13 protein-coding genes and 1 pseudogene are annotated in these 17,610 nt (G+C 72.2%); 8 read left to right on the top strand and 6 right to left on the bottom strand.

All coding sequences use genetic code 11. The annotated features are described in order from the left end of the window. From ACZ5XS_RS42470 to ACZ5XS_RS42455, 4 genes and pseudogenes are all read left to right on the top strand, one after another. Window positions 1–114: pseudogene (locus tag ACZ5XS_RS42470) on the top strand (esterase); the annotation flags it as partial. Between the two features lie 23 nt (window positions 115–137). Further along, complete coding sequence (locus ACZ5XS_RS42465; RefSeq protein WP_468660722.1) at window positions 138–854, top strand: alpha/beta hydrolase; 717 nt, start codon at window positions 138–140, stop codon at window positions 852–854. Between the two features lie 127 nt (window positions 855–981). After that, window positions 982–3,276 carry an ATP-binding protein gene (locus tag ACZ5XS_RS42460; protein ID WP_468660720.1) on the top strand — a complete coding sequence of 765 codons (2,295 nt, stop codon included), beginning with the start codon at window positions 982–984 and terminating at the stop codon, window positions 3,274–3,276. 109 nt (window positions 3,277–3,385) lie between these two features. Then, a complete protein-coding gene (locus tag ACZ5XS_RS42455) occupies window positions 3,386–4,357 on the top strand; it encodes an AraC-like ligand-binding domain-containing protein (protein ID WP_468660719.1) in 972 nt (323 codons plus the stop codon). Between the two features lie 5 nt (window positions 4,358–4,362). Here ACZ5XS_RS42455 and ACZ5XS_RS42450 read toward each other — a convergent pair whose 3' ends face one another. After that, on the bottom strand, window positions 4,363–6,258 hold the full coding sequence (locus ACZ5XS_RS42450) for an ABC transporter ATP-binding protein (protein WP_468660717.1): 1,896 nt from the start codon (window positions 6,256–6,258) through the stop codon (window positions 4,363–4,365). A gap of 189 nt (window positions 6,259–6,447) precedes the next feature. Between ACZ5XS_RS42450 and ACZ5XS_RS42445 the strand changes: the two genes are divergently transcribed. Then, window positions 6,448–7,416 carry a lysylphosphatidylglycerol synthase transmembrane domain-containing protein gene (locus ACZ5XS_RS42445; RefSeq protein WP_468660715.1) on the top strand — a complete coding sequence of 323 codons (969 nt, stop codon included), beginning with the start codon at window positions 6,448–6,450 and terminating at the stop codon, window positions 7,414–7,416. A 296-nt stretch (window positions 7,417–7,712) separates the two neighbouring features. After that, on the top strand, window positions 7,713–8,816 hold the full coding sequence (locus ACZ5XS_RS42440; RefSeq protein WP_468660713.1) for a mechanosensitive ion channel family protein: 1,104 nt from the start codon (window positions 7,713–7,715) through the stop codon (window positions 8,814–8,816). Between the two features lie 249 nt (window positions 8,817–9,065). On the opposite strand, the gene ACZ5XS_RS42435 is transcribed toward ACZ5XS_RS42440, so the two are convergent. Next, window positions 9,066–10,607, bottom strand: coding sequence for a M1 family metallopeptidase (locus ACZ5XS_RS42435; protein WP_468660711.1), 1,542 nt, complete (start codon window positions 10,605–10,607; stop codon window positions 9,066–9,068). Between the two features lie 223 nt (window positions 10,608–10,830). Here ACZ5XS_RS42435 and ACZ5XS_RS42430 point away from each other — a divergent pair, with 223 nt between their 5' ends. After that, window positions 10,831–13,050, top strand: a complete 2,220-nt coding sequence (locus ACZ5XS_RS42430; protein ID WP_468660709.1) for an NADP-dependent isocitrate dehydrogenase — start codon at window positions 10,831–10,833, stop codon at window positions 13,048–13,050. A gap of 73 nt (window positions 13,051–13,123) precedes the next feature. Here the strand turns inward: ACZ5XS_RS42430 and ACZ5XS_RS42425 are convergent, their stop codons facing one another. Next, entirely contained in the window at window positions 13,124–13,465 is a 342-nt protein-coding gene (locus ACZ5XS_RS42425; RefSeq protein WP_468660707.1) for a DUF5713 family protein, read from the bottom strand. Window positions 13,466–13,551: 86 nt separating this feature from the next. Between ACZ5XS_RS42425 and ACZ5XS_RS42420 the strand changes: the two genes are divergently transcribed. After that, the gene (locus ACZ5XS_RS42420; protein WP_468660705.1) at window positions 13,552–14,349 is read left to right on the top strand and encodes an N-formylglutamate amidohydrolase; all 798 of its coding nucleotides are present in this window, start codon (window positions 13,552–13,554) and stop codon (window positions 14,347–14,349) included. A 663-nt stretch (window positions 14,350–15,012) separates the two neighbouring features. On the opposite strand, the gene ACZ5XS_RS42415 is transcribed toward ACZ5XS_RS42420, so the two are convergent. Genes ACZ5XS_RS42415 through ACZ5XS_RS42405 form a run of 3 tightly spaced genes read right to left on the bottom strand, consistent with a single transcriptional unit; the run spans window position 15,013 to window position 17,602 of the window. Next, complete coding sequence (locus ACZ5XS_RS42415) at window positions 15,013–15,531, bottom strand: hypothetical protein (RefSeq protein ID WP_468660703.1); 519 nt, start codon at window positions 15,529–15,531, stop codon at window positions 15,013–15,015. A 5-nt stretch (window positions 15,532–15,536) separates the two neighbouring features. After that, window positions 15,537–16,112, bottom strand: a complete 576-nt coding sequence (locus tag ACZ5XS_RS42410) for an RNA polymerase sigma factor (RefSeq protein ID WP_468660701.1) — start codon at window positions 16,110–16,112, stop codon at window positions 15,537–15,539. Window positions 16,113–16,171: 59 nt separating this feature from the next. Next, window positions 16,172–17,602 (bottom strand): S8/S53 family peptidase, encoded by a 1,431-nt coding sequence (locus ACZ5XS_RS42405; RefSeq protein ID WP_468660699.1) that lies wholly within the window; start codon window positions 17,600–17,602, stop codon window positions 16,172–16,174. Between the last annotated feature and the right edge of the window lie 8 nt (window positions 17,603–17,610).

The raw sequence follows: 17,610 nt of genomic DNA, 5'->3' as shown, positions 1-17,610 counted from the left end.
CAGGGCATCATCCACGACTTCGTGATGCTCAACGCCCTGCGCGAGACCCACGCCGCCGAGGCCGCCATCAACCAGGCCGTCAGCACCCTGCGCACCGCGCTCCACGGCCACTGAGCAATCCACAGGGAGAACTTCGCATGTCCACCACCCCCACCGTCCTGCTCGTGCACGGCGCCTTCGCGGACGCCGGCAGCTGGTCCGGCGTCATCGCCGAGCTGCAGCAGCACGGCATTCCCGTCGTGGCGCCGCCGAACCCGCTGCGCGGCCTGGCGTCCGACTCCGCGTACATCGCCTCGGCGGCCGCCCAGATCAAGGGTCCGGTCGTGCTGGTCGGCCACTCCTACGGCGGTGCGCTGATCTCCGTGGCCGGGACCGTGGAGAACGTCGTCGGACTGGTCTACGTGGCCGCCTATGTCACCGAGGAGGGCGAGAGCCTGGGCGAGTTGCAGGGGCGTTTCCCGCTGTCGCCGCTGGTCAGCAATCTGCGGGAGGTGACGTACCCCGTCGAGGGGGAGGCCGCCGCGGTGGAGGTCACCATCAAGGCGGAGGCGTTCGGGGAGATCTTCGCCGCCGATGTCCCGGCCGAGGTCACCAAGGTCCTGGCGGTCGCCCAACGACCACTGTCCGCCGGGGTGTTCACCGAGACGGCGTCAGCGGCAGCCTGGCGGTCCAAGCCGTCCTGGGCGCTGGTGGCCGGTTCGGACCAGGCGATCAACCCGGAGGTGCAGCGCTTCGGCGCGAAGCGGGCCGGGGCGACGATCGTCGAAGCGGAGGGCGCCTCGCACGCCGTGGCCGTGTCCCGGCCCAAGGAGGTCGCCGACCTGATCCGCGAGGCGGTACGCGCGACGAGCTGACCCAGGCGGCTCCCGCCGTTGCCCTTCCCGTACGCACCGCTCGTTTACGTCCGGCACACGACACCCCCATACAATTCGTGATCCTGTTCGGGCGTTCTGCTCGCGCAGGGTGTGCGAGGGGGGCGGGTTGGCCGAGGAGAGCGCGGCGTTCGGGTCGGTGCTGCGGGAGTTGCGGCTGGCCGCGTCGTTGACGCTGGAGGGCCTGGCCGAGGCCTCGGGCGTCAGCGTGCGCGGCATCGGGGATCTGGAGCGGGGTCGGCGGGCGGCCCCGCAGCGCCGTACGGTGGCCGCGCTCGCCGACGGTCTGGGCCTGGCCGAACCGGACCGGGAACGGCTCCTGGCAGCCGCCCGGGCCGGACGAAGCCCCGGCTACAGCCCGGCCGGCGTGCGCGCCTTCCCGCGCGGCATCGACGACTTCGTCGGCCGGGAGCGGGAGCTCGTGCGGCTGAGGGAGCTGGCGGAGGGGACGCGCGCGACCGGGCCGTCCGCGGCGACGGCGATGGAAGGCGGACCACAGGTGGCCGTGGTCGTAGCCGCCGTGTCCGGGCCGCCCGGCACCGGCAAGACCACGCTCGCGCTGCACGCCGCCCGGGAGTTGGCCGATCTTTTCCCGGACGGGCAGTTGCTGGTGGACCTGCGCGGAATGGATGACGTTCCGCCCGAGCCGGTCGAATTGATGCTGGGTGTGCTGAAGGCCCTCGGCGTGGCCGACCGGGATCTGGCGAAGGCCGGGCCGCAGGGGCACCCCGGGCTGTACCGGCAGGTGCTGGCCGACCGGCGGTGCCTGCTGGTGCTGGACAACGCCCGTGACGAGGCCCAGGCCCGCCCGCTGCTGCCCGGCAGTGGTGCGGGGATGGTGCTGGTGACCAGCCGGCGCATGCTCACCGGGCTGGAGAGCGTGCACCGGCTGCCGCTCGGGGAGCTGAGCGCGGACGAGGCGGCCGTGTTCCTGACCGGTCTGGTGGGCGAGGAGCGGGCCGGCGCGGATCCGGCCGCGCTGGCGGAGGTCGCCGAGCGGTGCGGGCATCTGCCGCTGGCGCTGCGCGTGGCCGCCAACTGGCTGGCCACCCGGACCGGTTGGAGCGTGCGCCGGCTGGCCGACCGTCTCGCCTTCGAGGAGCGGCGGCTGGACGCGCTGGCGGCCGGGGACCTTCGCGTGTCGGCCGCCTTCGACCTGTCCTACCGCCAGCTCACCCCCACGGCAGCCCTGCTGTTCCGGCGTCTGGCCCTGGTGGAGGGCCCGGACGTCGGCGCGGCCTGCGCCGCCCGGCTGACCGGGCAGCAGTTGTTCGACGCCGAGGACACCCTGGAGGAGCTGGTCGAGACCGGTCTGCTCGGGACGGACGGGGACCGCTACCGCTTCCACGACCTGCTGCGGCTGTACGCCCGGGCCCGCCTCGCGGCGGAGGAGAGCACCGAGGACACCGAGCGGGCCCGCGCGGCGATGCACCACTGGCTGCTGGAGACCGCCGTGGTGGCCGGCCGCTGGTACGAACCCGCCCACGGCGCCCCGCCCGCGACCTGGCAGGGCACGGCCGACCTGTCGACCGCCGAGAAGGCCCGCCGGTGGCTCCAGGCCGAGGGTGCCAACTGGCTGGCCGCGCTGCACCGGGCGGCCTCGGCGGGAGAGCACGCCATCGTCGTGGAGGTGGCCGAGGCCCTGCACTGGTTCTCCGACCAGTGGATCTACTGGGGCCACTGGCCCGAGGTCTTCGGCACCGCCGCCCGCTCCGCCCAGGAGCTGGGCGACCCGCTCGTCGAGGCGACCCAGCTGAACTACCACGCCTGGGCGCTGCTCTTGTGCGAGGGGCGCCACCATGACAGCATCGCCCGCGCCGCCCAGGCCCTCACGGCCGCCGAGCGCGCCGGCGACACGGTCCAGCAGGCGTGGGCGCACTTCTACACGGCCTGGGCCCTGCGCTGGCTCGGCGACTACACGCCGGCCGCCGAACACAACCAGCGGGCCGCGCGGTTGTTCGAGGACGCGGGCGACATGCACGGCACCGTCCAGGCCATGAGTGGTCACGGCAGCGTCCTGGTGGAGGCCGGCCGGGCGGAGGAGGCCATCGCCGCCAACCTTCGGGTCCTCGCCTTCCTCGATGCGGCCGGAGACCGCCTCGAACCGCACATCGCCCTGTTCACCCGGTTCAGCCGGCACCACGGCAACGGTCGCGCCTACGCCCTCCTGAAGCGCTGGGACGAGGCCGTCGAGCACCTCCGGATCGCCGTCGAACTCAGCCACGACAGCGGCAACACCGGCCTGGAGAGCCGCTGCCTGGTCGACCTCGGGCAGGTCCTGCTGGACGCGGGGCGCGAGGCGGAGGGCCACGACGCGTTCACCCGCTGTCTCGCCCTCGGCGCGGGCGCGGACCCCCGGGCCGTCACCGAGGCCCGCGGACAGCTGACCGGCCGCGACGTCTGAACGGCGGCGCCGCCCGCCGCATTTCTGCCTGTGTTCTGCCTGGAGTCCCCAACCCGCCCCTGATTGGCTGCTGTTGCACAACAGCACACGCGAGAAGGGGGCGAGCCGATTGAGTCAGGTACTGACGACCGCTTCGGTTCCCGACGGCGAGCAAGTCGCCTGCTGGCGCGACGCGGTGGGACGGGCGCTGGTGCCGATGACCGTCGTCCCGCGCGGCGCCGGTCCGTTCGACGGCCGGATCACGACCAGCGACCTCGGCCACCTGCGGGTGTCCACGCTGGAGGCGGGCGCCGCGCGGATCAGCCGTACGCCGTCACTCATCGCCCGCTCTCCCGAGGCGTTCTGGGCCGTCGGCATCCAGGTGTCGGGCACGGCGACCCTCACCCAGGACGGCCGAAGGGCCCGGGTACGCGAGGGCGACCTGCTGGTCTACGACACGACGCGGCCGTACTCCCTCGACCACCCCGAGCGGTTCACCACCCACGTCTTCCGACTCCCGCGCCCGGCACTGGGCGTGCCGGACGCCGATCTCCGCCGGATCACCGGCACCGCCATCGGCACCGCGGACGGCTTCGGCACCGTCCTGCTGCCCTTCCTGGCCTCGCTGGCGACCTCCGCCCACTCCTACTCGCCCGCTCTCGGGGGCAGGCTGGCCGGCGGCGTCGTCGACCTGGTCGGCGCCCTGGTGGCCGAGCGGACCCGTCAGGCCGGCCCGGACCAGGACGGCACGCGGGCCCACCTGGTGCGGCGGGTCCGCGACCACATCGACCGCAACCTCGGCGATCCGGCCCTGTCGCCCGAGGCCATCGCCGGGGCGCACCGGATCTCCGTCCGGTATCTGCACCGGCTCTTCGAGGGCGAGGGCATCACCGTGGGACGGCTCGTCCAGCAGCGCCGGCTGGAGGAGTGCGCACGCGAACTGGCCCGTCGCGGCCGGACGAACCCCACCGTGTCGGCCGTGGCCCGGCGCTGGGGTTTCGTCAGCCCCACCCACTTCAGCCGGGCCTTCCGTACGGCGTACGGCGTCCCGCCCAGTGAGTGGCGCGGCCCGCGCGCCTTTGCGGCCGCCCCAGGTGCCTGAGCCGCCTACGCCGCCGACTCGATCTGCGTCACCCCGCCCGGCTCCTGCGCGAACTGCGTCCGGTACAGCTGCGCGTACCGTCCGTCGGCCGCCAGCAGCTCCTCGTGCGTGCCGCGTTCCACGATCAGCCCCGCCTCCACCACGAGGATGAGGTCCGCGGTGCGCACGGTGGACAGGCGGTGGGCGATCACGACCGCCGTCCTGCCCTCCAGGGCCTCGGCGAGCGCCTCCTGGACGGCCGCCTCGGAGGTGTTGTCCAGGTGGGCGGTGGCCTCGTCGAGGATGACGACGCGCTGGCGGGCCAGCAGCAGCCGGGCGATGGTCATGCGCTGGCGTTCACCGCCGGAGAGCCGGTAGCCGCGCTCGCCGACCACCGTGTCCAGGCCGTCGGGCAGGGACGTTACGAGCTCGTCGAGGCGGGCGCGGCGCAGGGCGTCCCACAGGTCGGGCTCGGTGGCGGTGGGGCGGGCGAGGAGGAGGTTGGCGCGGACGGTGTCGTGGAAGAGGTGGCCGTCCTGGGTGACCATGCCGAGGGTGCCGCGCAGTGACTCGGTGCTCAGATCGCGGACGTCGACGCCGCCGACCCGGACGGCGCCCTCGTCGACGTCGTACAGTCGCGGCAGGAGTTGGGCGACCGTCGACTTCCCGGCGCCGGACGAGCCGACGAGCGCGACGGTCTGCCCGGGGTCGGCGCGGAAGGAGATGCCGTGCAGGACTTCGGCGCCGCCCCGGCTGTCGAGCAGGGCCACCTCCTCCAGGGAGGCGAGGGAGACCTTGTCGGCGGACGGGTAGCCGAAGCGGACGTTCTCGAACTCGACGGAGACCGGGCCGTCGGGGACCGGCCGGGCGTGCGGCCGCTCCTTGATCAGCGGCTCCAGGTCCAGCACCTCGAAGACTCGCTCGAAGCTGACCAGGGCGCTCATCACCTCGACGCGCGCGCCGGCCAGTGCGGTCAGCGGGGCGTACAGCCGGGTCAGGAGCAGGGCGAGGGCCACGACGGCTCCCGGGTCGAGGGTGCCGCGCAGGGCGAACCAGCCGCCGAGGCCGTAGACCAGGGCCAGTGCCAGGGCGGAGACCAGGGTGAGGGCGGTGATGAACAGGGACTGCGCCATGGCCGTCCGTACGCCGACGTCCCGCACCCGGCGCGCGCGGGCGGCGAACTCCTCGGACTCCTGTTCCGGGCGGCCGAAGAGCTTGATCAGCGTGGCGCCGGGGGCCGAGAAGCGCTCGGTCATCCGGGTGCCCATCGCCGCGTTCAGGGCCGCCGCCTCCCGCTGCATTCCGGCCATCCGGCTGCCCATGCGCCGAGCCGGGATCACGAACACCGGCAGCAGCACCAGCGCGAGCAGGGTGATCTGCCAGGACAGGGTGAGCATCACGGCGAGCGTGAGCAGCAGCGTTACCAGGTTGCTGACCACCCCGGAGAGGGTGTTGCTGAAGGCACGCTGGGCGCCGATGACGTCGTTGTTGAGTCGCGAGACGAGCGCTCCCGTACGAGTACGTGTGAAGAACGCGACCGGCATCCGCTGCACATGATCGAAGACAGCCGTCCGCAGATCGAGGATGAGGCCCTCTCCGAGCGTCGCAGACAGCCGTCGGCCGAGCACGCCGAGGGCTGCCTCGGCCACCGCGATGAGCGCGATGAGCAGGGCGAGTCGTACGACCGTGCCCTCGTCGCCGCCCGACACGATCGCGTCCACGACACGTCCGGCGAGGACCGGGGTCGCGACGGCGAGCAGCGCGGTCACCACGCCGAGGGCCACGAACCGGGCGATACGGCGGCGGTGCGGGCGGGCGAACTCGCCGATGCGGCGGAGGGTGGCGCGGGCGAGGGGACGGCGCTCCTGCTCGGCGTTCATGACGCTGTGCAGTTGGGTCCAGGCTGTGGTCTCCATACTCATGGGAAGGACCGTAGGACCTCGAGCATGATTGAGGTCAAGGTGCTGCCGTCGTTCACCCGTCCGTCGTTCGCCCGCCCCTCGTCCCCCCGCCCGTCGTCGACCCCCACGAAGGACCCGATGACCGCACGCAATCCCATGTCCCCGCTTCCGCAACCCGCCGTTGGTGCGGGGTGGGAAGGCTCTGCGGATGTGACAGCGGTACAACTCCCCGAACTCCCCCGTCGCGTCCCGGTCCGCCGCATCCGCCAGATCCTGTGTCTGCTTCCGCTCCTGCTGGTCACCGTCGTCGCCGTGGAGCACCGGTCCGTGCTCGCCGAGGGCTTCGGTCATCTGCGGAACGCTCGGCTGCCGTGGCTGGCGGTCGCGGTCGGCACCACCTGCCTGGCCTGGGTCGCCGCCGCGCTGACCCGGCAGGGTGCCGTCGTCGAGCCGCTGCCCAAGGGGCGGCTGCTGGCCACGCAGTTCGCGGCGGGCGCGGCCAATCATCTGCTCCCCACGGGCCTGGGCGCGAGCGCGGTCAACCTGCGGTTCATGACGGTGTGCGGGCTGCCGCTCGCCCGTTCCTCCGCCGCGCTCGCCCTGTATCTGCTGGCGGAGTCGATCGGCCGGCTCGCCCTGCTGGCCGCGCTGCTCATCGCCTTCCCGGACGCGCTGCGGCTCGGCCCGCTGCTGCCCGACGGGGCCGTGGGTCCCCTGCTGCTGGCCGTCGTGACGGCCGTGGTCGTGGCGGTGGGCGTGCTCGCGTCGGTACGACGGCTGCGCAGGGCCGTGTTCTCCTTCCTGCGGACCGCGCTGGGCGAGGCACGCTCGGTGCACACGCGGCCGGCCCGGGCGCTCGCGCTGTGGGGCGGTTCGCTGTCCTTCCCGGCGTTGCAGGCGGCGGGGCTGGTCGCGGTGGGGCAGGCGCTCGGGCTGGACGTGCCGCCCGCGCACATGGCCCTCGCCTATCTGGCGGCGACGGTCGCGGTCGCCCTGGTGCCCGTGCCGGGCGGGATCGGTTCGGTCGAGGCGGCGCTGATCGTGGCCCTGGTGGCGGCGGGCGGCCCGGTGGCCGTGGCCACCGCCGTGGTCCTCGCCTACCGGATCATCACCGTGTGGCTGCCGCTGCTGCCGGGGGCGCTGACCCTCGGCGCGCTGGTACGGCTGAAGGTGATCTGACCCACCGATCCGTTCAGCCGGGACAAGGCCCTGCGTCCCCGGATCGGGAACCGGCCGAACCGGCCGACCTGGCCGACCTGGCCGACGGGATCGTCCGAAACAGTGCGATCCGGCGTCGGTCCAAGTACGAACTCCTGTACCGGATGCGGCAGGATGAGCGGTCGCGTCGGCCAAGGGGGGCTTCCTGGCCGGCACGACCTCTCATCCCGGAATCGAACAGGTGGCAACGTGACACAACTTCACATCCGGCCGTCGGCGAAGGTCTTCGCCGCAGGACTTCTCTCCGGAGGTGACCGGTGAAGCGGGATCTCACCATGGACGACCTCGTGATCGCCGGCATCGCCGTGATCGCGGGTCTGCTGGCGGCGTTCCTGCTGCGCATGCTGCTGCGCTGGCTGGGCAAGCACGCCGACCGCACCCGATGGAGCGGTGACGACGTCATCGTGGACGCCCTGCGGACCGCCGTCCCGTGGGCCGCGGTCGCGGGTGGTGCGGCGACCGCGGCGGCGGCGCTGCCGCTGACCGCGACGGTCCAGCACAACGTCAACCAGGTCCTGACCGTCCTGCTGATCTTCGTCGTGACGGTGGCCGTGGCCCGGGTCGTCGCCGGCCTGATGCGGTCGGTCACCCAGTCCCGTCCCGGTGTCGCCGGATCGGCCACGATCTTCGTCAACATCACCCGGGTACTGATCCTCGCGATCGGCTTCCTGGTGGTGCTCCAGACGCTGGGCATCTCCATAGCGCCGATGCTCACCGCCCTGGGCGTCGGCGGTCTGGCGGTCGCCCTCGCCCTCCAGGACACCCTCGCGAACCTCTTCGCGGGCATCCACATCCTCGCCTCCAAGACCGTCCAGCCCGGCGACTACATCCGGCTGAGCAGCGGCGAGGAGGGCTACGTCGAGGACATCAACTGGCGGCAGACGACCGTCCGCTCGCTCTCCAACAACCTGGTGGTCATCCCCAACGGGGAGCTCGCGAAGACGAACATGACCAACTTCATGCGTCCCGAGCAGCAGTTGACCATCCTCGTCCAGGCGGGGGTCGCCTACGACAGCGATCTGGAGCAGGTCGAGCGGGTGACCATCGAGGTCGTCGCCGAGGTGATGACCGAGATCACCGGTGCGCTCCCCGACCACGAGCCGCTGGTCCGTTTCCACACCTTCGGCGACTCGCGGATCGGCTTCACGGTGATCCTGGGCGTCGGCGAGTTCAGCGACCAGTACCGGATCAAGCACGAGTTCATCAAGCGCCTGCACAAGCGCTACCGCGCGGAAGGCATCCGGATCCCGGCGCCGACGCGGACGGTGGCGTTGCAGCAGGGCGCGGTGGTGATCCCGCAGCAGCGCGGCGCGGAGATCGGGATCGAGCCGGGCGAAGTCCCCTCCGCCCGGCTCGACTGATCACCTGCCTGTGCTCATCGGCCTGTGCTCAACTGCCTCGGCTGGTCCTTAGGGGTCCTTTCACTATGAGCGTCCGATCAGGTCGCGTGGTCTGGTGCCGTGCATCGCAAGGCGCCGGAGCGGCCGCGATGGGGGTCCCCCCGCGCGAGGTTGTTCGAGCGTGGGGGAGGAGCCACGTGGGCGTTTCGGCAACGCGGCGAGGTGCGGTGCCAGGCCGCGCGACCCGGACGGGCATAGTGAAAGGACCCCTTACAGGGTGGCCGAGTTGTCGTGGTAGTGCCCGCCCGTCCGGCTCCTCGGCGCGACGAGGGTCGAGGTCACCGGTGTGACCGTCCAGTCCGGGTGGCCGGGCATCCGCGGGGTCTTCGTGCCGTACAGCCAGTCCCGCAGGAAGCCGGACTGGTCCTGGCCGGAGACCTCCGTGGCGACGGCGATGTAGTCCTCCGTGGACGCGGAGGAGTCCCGGTACCGCTCCAGGAACGTGCGCTCGATCGCGCGGAAGACGTCCTCGCCCACGGCCTGCCGGAGCGCGTAGAGGACCAGTACGCCGCCCAGGTAGCGCTGGCTGTCGAAGAGGTTCGCCGCGTTGGGCGACGCGACCGGCCCGGAGGTCTTGCGCCACTGGTCGCCGCGCGCGTACGTGTCCTTCATGCGGGCTTCCATCGTGGTCAGGCCGAGTGAGTCGGTCCAGCCGCGCTCGTAGCGGTACAGCAGCCCGTAGAAGTCGGCGTGCCCCTCGTTCATCCATAGGTCGGCCCAGGTGGCGGGGCTGACGCTGTTGCCGAAGTAGGAGTGGACCAGCTCGTGCATCATGTGCGAGCCGATCCTCGACTCCTCCTGGAGCAGGTAGTTCGGCTTGTACAGGGTGAGGGTCTGGGTCTCCAGGCCCGTGAAGTCGAAGGCGGCCGGGTCGTCGGAGTTGCACGGCAGCAGGCCGTACGTCTCGAAGGGGTACGCACCGAGCCGCTGCTCGATCCACTCGACGAGCCGCGGGGTGAGCGCGAGCGCGGGCTCCAGGGCGGCGGCGCGGGCGACGGGCACGACGTCCCTGAGCGGCAGCCCGTGCGGGCCCTGCCGGTCCTTGACCACGTAGTCGCCGACCGTGATCTGCACCACCTCGGTGGCGATCGGCGAGCGGGACCGGTAGGTGTACGCGGTCCGGTCGCCGTCGAGGCTCTCGGTGCCGACCAGCAGGCCAGACGCCACGCCGCGCAGGCCGGCGGGCACGGTGATGCGGAAGGTGAAGTCGGCCTTGTCCACCGGGTGGTCGTTGCACGGGAAGACCGTGTGCGCGGAGTTCGGCTGGGGGCACACCGCGAAGCCGTCCGGGGTGGCGACCCAGGCGGTGTGCGCGAGTGCACGGCGCGGGTCGGCCGTGTACTCCACACAGACGGTGACGGGCGCGTTCGCCGGCAGGGGCCTCGCCGGCGTGATCCGCAGCTTCTCGTCCGCCTGCTCGTAGGTGGCCGTGCGGCCGGCGACACGGACGGCGCGTATGTCCAGGCCGAGGGCGTCGAGGGAGAGGCGGGTCAGGGCCTGGGTGGTCCGGATCCGCAGGGTCGCCTTGCCGTCGACGAGCCGGGTCGTCGCGTCGTAGGCGAGGTCGAGGTGGTACGCCGCGACGCGGTAGCCGTCGTTGCCGAGACTCGGGAAGACGGGGTCGCCGAGGGTCTCCGGGCCCGGGGTACCGGTCTTCTTCGGCGCCGCGTGTGCCGAGGGTGCCGTGGCCAGGGCCGCGGCCGTGCCGATGAGAACGGCCGCCGGGGCCGTCACTCGGGTGCGATATCTCATGGTCCGCTTTCGCTCTGGCGGCCGACGGGTCAGGTCCGGCCGCCGCATCCAGTGGGCGATCGTGGGCGATCACTCTCCATGACCACATGATCGGACCAGTCGGTTGCCTGGAAGCGAATATTTCTCACAGGACCGCACGACTGTACGGACCCCTGTCGAGACGAGGGCGGTCAGGAGATATCTTGATGTCGAGCAATGTTGCAGACGTGGAGCGGAGCACCCGGTGACTGACTCGACCATCATCTATACGCACACTGACGAGGCCCCGGCCCTGGCGACGTATTCCTTCCTGCCGGTGGTCCAGGCGTACGCCTCGCAGGCGGGTGTCGCCGTCGAAACCCGCGACATCTCCCTGGCCGGGCGCATCATCGCGCTGTTCCCGGAGTACCTGGAGGAGGGGCAGCGCATTCCGGACGCCCTCGCGGAGCTCGGCGAGCTGGCCAAGACGCCCGCGGCCAACATCATCAAGCTGCCGAACATCTCGGCGTCCATTCCGCAGCTCAAGGCCGCGATCGCCGAGCTGCAGAGCCAGGGCTACGCACTGCCGGCCTACCCGGACGACCCGAAGACAGACGAGGAGCGGGACATCCAGGCCCGCTACGACAAGGTCAAGGGCTCCGCGGTCAACCCGGTCCTGCGTGAGGGCAACTCCGACCGCCGCGCCCCCGCGTCGGTCAAGAACTACGCCAAGAACCACCCGCACCGCATGGGCGCCTGGACCTCCGAGTCCAAGACGAACGTGGCGACCATGGGCGTCGACGACTTCCGCTCCACCGAGAAGTCCGCGGTCGTCGCCGAGGACGGCGTCCTGCGCATCGAGCTCGTCGGCGACGACGGCACGACCACGGTGCTGCGCGAGTCCGTACCCGTCCTCAAGGACGAGGTCGTCGACGCCTCCGTCATGCACGTCGCGCCGCTGCGCGAGTTCCTCACCGCGCAGATCGCCAAGGCCAAGGCCGAGGGCGTCCTCTTCTCCGTGCACCTCAAGGCCACGATGATGAAGGTCTCCGACCCGATCATCTTCGGTCACGTCGTGCGCGCCTTCTTCCCCAAGACCTTCGCGCAGTACGGCGAGACGCTCGCCAAGGCGGGCCTGACCCCGAACGACGGTCTGGGCGGCATCTACAAGGGCCTGGAGGGCCTGCCGGAGGGCGCCGAGATCAAGGCCTCCTTCGACGCCGAGCTCGCCGAGGGCCCCGAGCTGGCCATGGTCGACTCCGACAAGGGCATCTCCAACCTGCACGTGCCGTCCGACGTGATCGTCGACGCCTCGATGCCGGCCATGATCCGCACCTCCGGCCACATGTGGGGCCCGGACGGCCAGGAGGCCGACACCCTCGCGGTCCTGCCGGACAGCAGCTACTCCGGCGTGTACCAGGCCGTGATCGACGACTGCCGCGCCAACGGCGCCTACGACCCGTCGACGATGGGCTCGGTCCCGAACGTCGGCCTCATGGCGCAGAAGGCCGAGGAGTACGGCAGCCACGACAAGACCTTCGAGATCCCGACCACCGGCACGGTCCGCCTCGTCGACCAGGCCGGCGACGTCGTGATCGAGCAGGCCGTCTCCGCCGGTGACATCTTCCGCGCCTGCCAGACCAAGGACGCCCCGATCCGGGACTGGGTGAAGCTGGCCGTCACCCGCGCCCGCGCCACCGGCAACCCGGCGGTGTTCTGGCTGGACGAGACCCGCGCCCACGACGCCAACCTGATCGCCAAGGTCAAGGCGTACCTGACGGAGCACGACACCGAGGGCCTGGACATCCGGATCCTGAACCCGGTCGAGGCGACCAAGCTGTCGGTGGAGCGCATCCGCCGCGGCGAGGACACCATCTCGGTCACCGGCAACGTGCTGCGCGACTACCTCACCGACCTGTTCCCGATCCTGGAGCTCGGCACCAGCGCCAAGATGCTGTCGGTCGTCCCGCTGATGGCGGGCGGCGGCCTGTTCGAGACGGGCGCCGGCGGCTCCGCACCGAAGCACGTCCAGCAGCTGGTCAAGGAGAACTACCTGCGCTGGGACTCCCTCGGCGAGTTCTTCGCGCTGGTCCCGTCCCTGGAGCATTGCGCGACGGCCACCGGCAACTCCCGCGCCAAGGTCCTCGCCGACACCCTCGACCGCGCCACGGCGACCTTCCTCAACGAGGACAAGTCCCCGACCCGTCGCGTCGGCGGTATCGACAACCGCGGCAGCCACTTCTTCCTGTCCCTGTACTGGGCGCAGGAGCTGGCACGGCAGACCGACGACGCGGACCTGGCCAAGGCCTTCGCCGCGCTCGCCGAGACGCTCGCCACGAACGAGCAGAAGATCATCGACGAGCTGAACGCCGTCCAGGGCAAGCCGGCCGACATCGGCGGCTACTACCAGCCCGACCCGGCCAAGGCCGCCGCGGTCATGCGCCCCTCGACCACGTGGAACGAGGCGCTCGCGTCCCTGAGCTGACGCACCGGCCTCCGCGAGGCCCCGCGTGACTCCGCCCCGACCGGCAGCCGCCCGGCCGGGGCGGAGCCGTCTGTCACCAGTCCCGGGTGGCGATCAGCTCCTCCACGTCCGCGTCCGTGAAGCCGTAGGCCTGCGCCACGAACCAGAAGCCCTCGGCTATCTCCTCGCGCGCCACGGTCTCGATGTCGCTGTCGGCCTCCTCGAAGTCGGCCTGCAGGTCGTTGAACTCTCCCGTGGCGGCCTGGGTCAGGACGTACAACGCCGCCAGGCCCTCGGGCCGCTCGGTCTCGATGCGCTCGCACAACCGCAGCAGGATCTCCTTGCCCTTGTCCAGCACGTGGTCCGGGTAGTAGTCGTCCCTGTACAGCACTTTGAGAAACGGATGTGCGGTCACCTGCTGGTTGCTGACGGGCACGCTGCTCCCCCGCCCTTCCTCGACGTTGTGATGTGGCACCTTGATCGTGCACCACGCCACTGACAACGCGCCCCGGGAGCAGCCTCGTGACCTCTGCCGCACCGTCCTTCGAGCTGCTGCCCGGTGCGGCGGGCTCCCCGGTGATCCTGCATGTGCCGCACTCGGCGCGGGAGATGCCGCCGGAGGTACGGGCGGGGATCGTGCTGGACGACGCGGGGCTGGAGCGGGAGCTCGACCACATCACCGACGCGCACACCGCCCGGATCGCCGCGGAGGCCTCCGCGCTGTCCCCGGTCGCTCCCTGGCGTTTCGTCAACCGGCTCTCCCGGCTGGTCGTGGACCCTGAACGGTTCCCGGACGAGCGGGAGGAGATGCTCGCCGTCGGGATGGGCGCCGTGTACACGCGGACCACGCACCGGGAACCGCTGCGGCCCGCCGACACCGACCCGGAGCCGTTGATCGCGCGGTACTTCCGCCCGTACGCGCGGGCGATGACCAACGCCGTGGCCGAGCGGCTCGCCGCGACCGGGCGGGCCGTGATCATCGACGTGCACTCGTATCCCACCGAGCCGCTGCCCTACGAGCTGCACGGCGAGGGTCGGCGACCGCCGGTCTGTCTGGGCACCGACCCCTTCCACACGCCGCCCGGCCTGCTCGCCGCGGCACGGGAGGCGTTCGCGGGGTGCGGGGAGATCGGGCTCGACAGTCCGTTCGGCGGTGCGTACGTCCCGCTGGAGTTCTACGGGACCGAGCCCCGGGTGAGTGCGCTGATGGTCGAGATCCGCCGGGACACCTACATGAGCGAGCCGGGCGGCCCCGCCGGACCCGGACTGGCCCCGCTCGCGTCGGCGCTGGCGAGCCTCGTCGACGCGCTGTCCGGCTAGCCGGACCGGCCCTGCCCGGGCCGGGCTCCCCACCCGCGACCTCTCGCCTTCGGCAACGGGCCCGCGAGCGGCGCTGCGCCTCGCCGAATTGACGAGGGCCGTGGCGCCGAGCTGCTGCGGGGCCGCCGCACGGCCGACGCCCCCGGCCCCGCCCCGCGCCCACGCCGCCCTCAGGCACACAGACCAAACTCCAGACCGGCACGATGCCCCACCGGGCGCCCCGGCCGCGCCTCACGGCCCACGCCCCCGGCCCCGCCCCGCCGACCGCACCCACGCCGCCCTCAGGCACACAGACCAAACTCCAGACCGGCACGATGCCCCACCGGGCGCCCCGGCCGCGCCTCACGGCCCACGCCCCCGGCCCCGCCCCGCCGACCGCACCCACCCCGCACCCGCGCCGCCCTCAGGCGCACAGACCGAGGTCGTGGCCGGCACGATGCCCGACCGGCTGCCCCGGCCGCGGCTCGCGGGCCCCGCCCATGTCGGCCGGGGGACCGGTGTCCACCACGGTCAGGGGCCGGCCGTGGCCCGTCGGCCGCTGGGAGTCGATGAGCGCCGGCCCGGGAAGGAACCGCCGGTGCCGAGCAGGTCCTTGGGCACCGCAAGGCGAAGGGCCGCGGACCGCGGGCCCCGCCCGTCACGTGGTGCGGCGGGACCGCCGGGTCAGGCCCGCAGCCACTCCGTGACCACCACCTCCCCGCCGGCCCGCAACCGCAGCGCGAAGGGGCCGGTGGGGGGCACGTCGGACGTGAAGCGCCCCATGTCGTCGGCGACGAGCGCGGCACCGGCCCGGGGGCCGCTGAGCACCTCGATGCTGGCCGGCTGCGGAGGCAGCACCTGCCCCATCAGTCCTTGCGGGGTCACCTCCACGTCCACGGTCACGTCACCGGTGTGGAAGGTGAGCATTCGCGGCGGGTCCGCCGCTCCTCTGACCGGGATCGCGTCGACCAGCGAGTCGAAGGTCAGCTCGGCGAGCCGGGCGTCGAGGTCGTGCAGCGCGTACGCCTCCACGGCGATCTGCCGCAGCTCGGCGGGCACCGGGTCCAGGATGCCGGCGGCCAGACGCAGATCGTCCAGGAGGCCGGTGTCGAATCCCGCGGGGTCGGCCGCGTCGTCGAACTCCTCGTCGCCGATGCCTTCGTCGGCGAAGGAGTCATCATTCAGGTCGTACATGTCACTCATGTCGCTCACAACGCTCCCCGTGCGTCGAGTCGGGCCCGCAGGCGGCGCAGACAGCGCTGGCGCAGCGGCCCGATGCTGCCCACCGCGATACCCAGGGCGGCGGACACCTCCTGGTAGCTCGGCGGCGGCGAGGCCATCAGCACCCGCAGCAACTGCCTGCACCGGTCGCCCAGTTCCTCGAACTCCTGCCACACCCGGCGGATCCGCTCGGTCTCGGCCGCGGCCTCCTCCGAGTCGAGGAAGGACTGCTCGGGCGTCCGGTCCTCGCTGACCCGGTCCAGGACCTGCGGGTCGTCCGTCGGCATCAGCCGTCTCAAGCTCTTGAGCACCTTCAGGCACTCGTGCCGCGCGGTGCTGGCCAGCCAGGAGCCCGCCTTCTCGGGTTCGCGGATCCGGCCCAGGTGCTGGGCGAAACGGAACCACACGGTCTGGTACACCTCGTGCGCGTCGGCGTCGGACAGCCGGTGTGCGCGCACCACGGACCACACCAGTGGGCTCAGCCCTTCCACCAGCGCCTTCCAGGCCGCCGCGTCACCGTCGACGGCGGACTGGACGAGCACGCCGACATCTGCACGGTCCACGGCCCCACCCCTCGTGTACGGCAAGTCATCGTACGCCGTGGAGTGGGCGGTTCCGGCCGTCATGCGCCCGCCGAGGGCTGCGCGACCGGGACCGGGCGCCAGGTGGCCGGCCGCAGCGCCGGGACGTGCGCCCCGCGCACTTCCGCGAACTCGGTGTTCGCGGTGAGCACTTGCTGCCGGGCGGCGCGCGGGTCGGTCTCCTTGTGCGCGGTCATGTGGGCCGCGACCAGGCCCGCGACGACCGGGGTGGCGAAGGAGGTGCCGCTCCAGTGCGCGAACCCCTCGAACATCACCTGGTCGGGCGTGACGGTGTCGCCCTCCTCGCTCAGCACACCGGCGTGCTGCGGCGACTGGCAGGTGCAGGCGTAGGTGAAGCCGTAGCGGCAGGCGTCGTACGTGGAGTGCTGGTACAGGTACGGGACGGGTGCGTCGAAGCCGGTGAGGGCACTGGTGAGGCGCTCGCCGGGGGCGTAGGCGTCGACCCAGGGGCCGTGGTTGCTGAAGCAGGCGCCGTACTCGCCGTCGCCGCGCAGCGCGCCGACCGACAGGACGACGCCCTGGTAGTCGGGCAGCGAGGCGTAGGCGGCGGGCCAGAAGGGCGTGGCGCTAGCGTTGTTGCCGGCCGCCGCGACCAGCAGGGTGCGCTGCTGCCGGAGTTCCTCCATGAAGGCGTCCATGCCGAGCAGTCCGTCGGTGCGGCCGTTGGAGGTGCCCGCGGAGAGACTGATGACGTCGGGCCAGCCGTGCCGGTCGACGGCGTCGAAGAGCCGCTCGCCGAACTCCGACTCCAGGATGGCGCCGGCGTCGTTCAGGGTGCTCAGCACGGTGACGTCCGTGTTGGGCGCCACGGCCGCGACGAGCCCGGCGATGAAGGTGCCGTGGCCGACGTACTGCAGCAGGTTGCCCGCGCTGTCGGTCTCGGTGCCGTGCAGATCGCCCTGGACGTGCGCCAGCAGGGGCAGGGCCGCGTAGTCGTGCGTGAGGCCGTTGTCGATGACGAGGACGCCGACGGCGGTGTCCGGGTCGTGACCGGCCTCGGCCGGGGCCGGGTTGGTGCCCTGGGCGCGCGGGGCGGGCACGGGTTCGTCGCCGGGGCAGGAGTTGACGGCGATCGACACCACGTGGTTACGGCTGACCAGGCGGCGACCGGTGCGTCCCTCGGGCTCGCGCAGCGCGCGCAGGGCGTGGGCGACGGCCTGGTCGGCGCTTCGGCCGCCTTGGCCGGGGTCGCCGACCCGGATACGGGTGATGCCCGAGCGGTTGGTCTGAGGGCTCGCCCGTCGCACGTGGTCGGGGGTCAGGTCGGGCGCCGCGGTGAAGTGGCTGCGCACGCTGTCCTCGACGAGCCGCGCCTCCTCGCCGTCGCGGGCGAGCACGACTCCCTTCTCGTAGATGAACTCCGCGGCGTCGTCGGGCCCGAGGGCGAGGGGGACGCTGGGCATGGAGCGCTGGATCTGGTCGAACTGCTCGTGGAAACGCTGTGGTGCCATGGCATGTC

The organism is Streptomyces sp. NPDC033131 (genome assembly GCF_055578365.1).
The sequence above is the reverse complement of the archived record's forward strand: the minus strand, read 5'-3'. Positions and strand labels throughout refer to the sequence as shown.

Coding starts and splice junctions, on each gene's coding strand:
- ACZ5XS_RS42465 (WP_468660722.1), top strand. CDS start 138: ATGTCCACCACCCCCACCGTCCTGCTCGTGCACGGCGCCTTCGCGGAC.
- ACZ5XS_RS42450 (WP_468660717.1), bottom strand. CDS start 6,258: ATGAGTATGGAGACCACAGCCTGGACCCAACTGCACAGCGTCATGAAC.
- ACZ5XS_RS42435 (WP_468660711.1), bottom strand. CDS start 10,607: ATGAGATATCGCACCCGAGTGACGGCCCCGGCGGCCGTTCTCATCGGC.
- ACZ5XS_RS42415 (WP_468660703.1), bottom strand. CDS start 15,531: ATGAGTGACATGTACGACCTGAATGATGACTCCTTCGCCGACGAAGGC.
- ACZ5XS_RS42405 (WP_468660699.1), bottom strand. CDS start 17,602: ATGGCACCACAGCGTTTCCACGAGCAGTTCGACCAGATCCAGCGCTCC.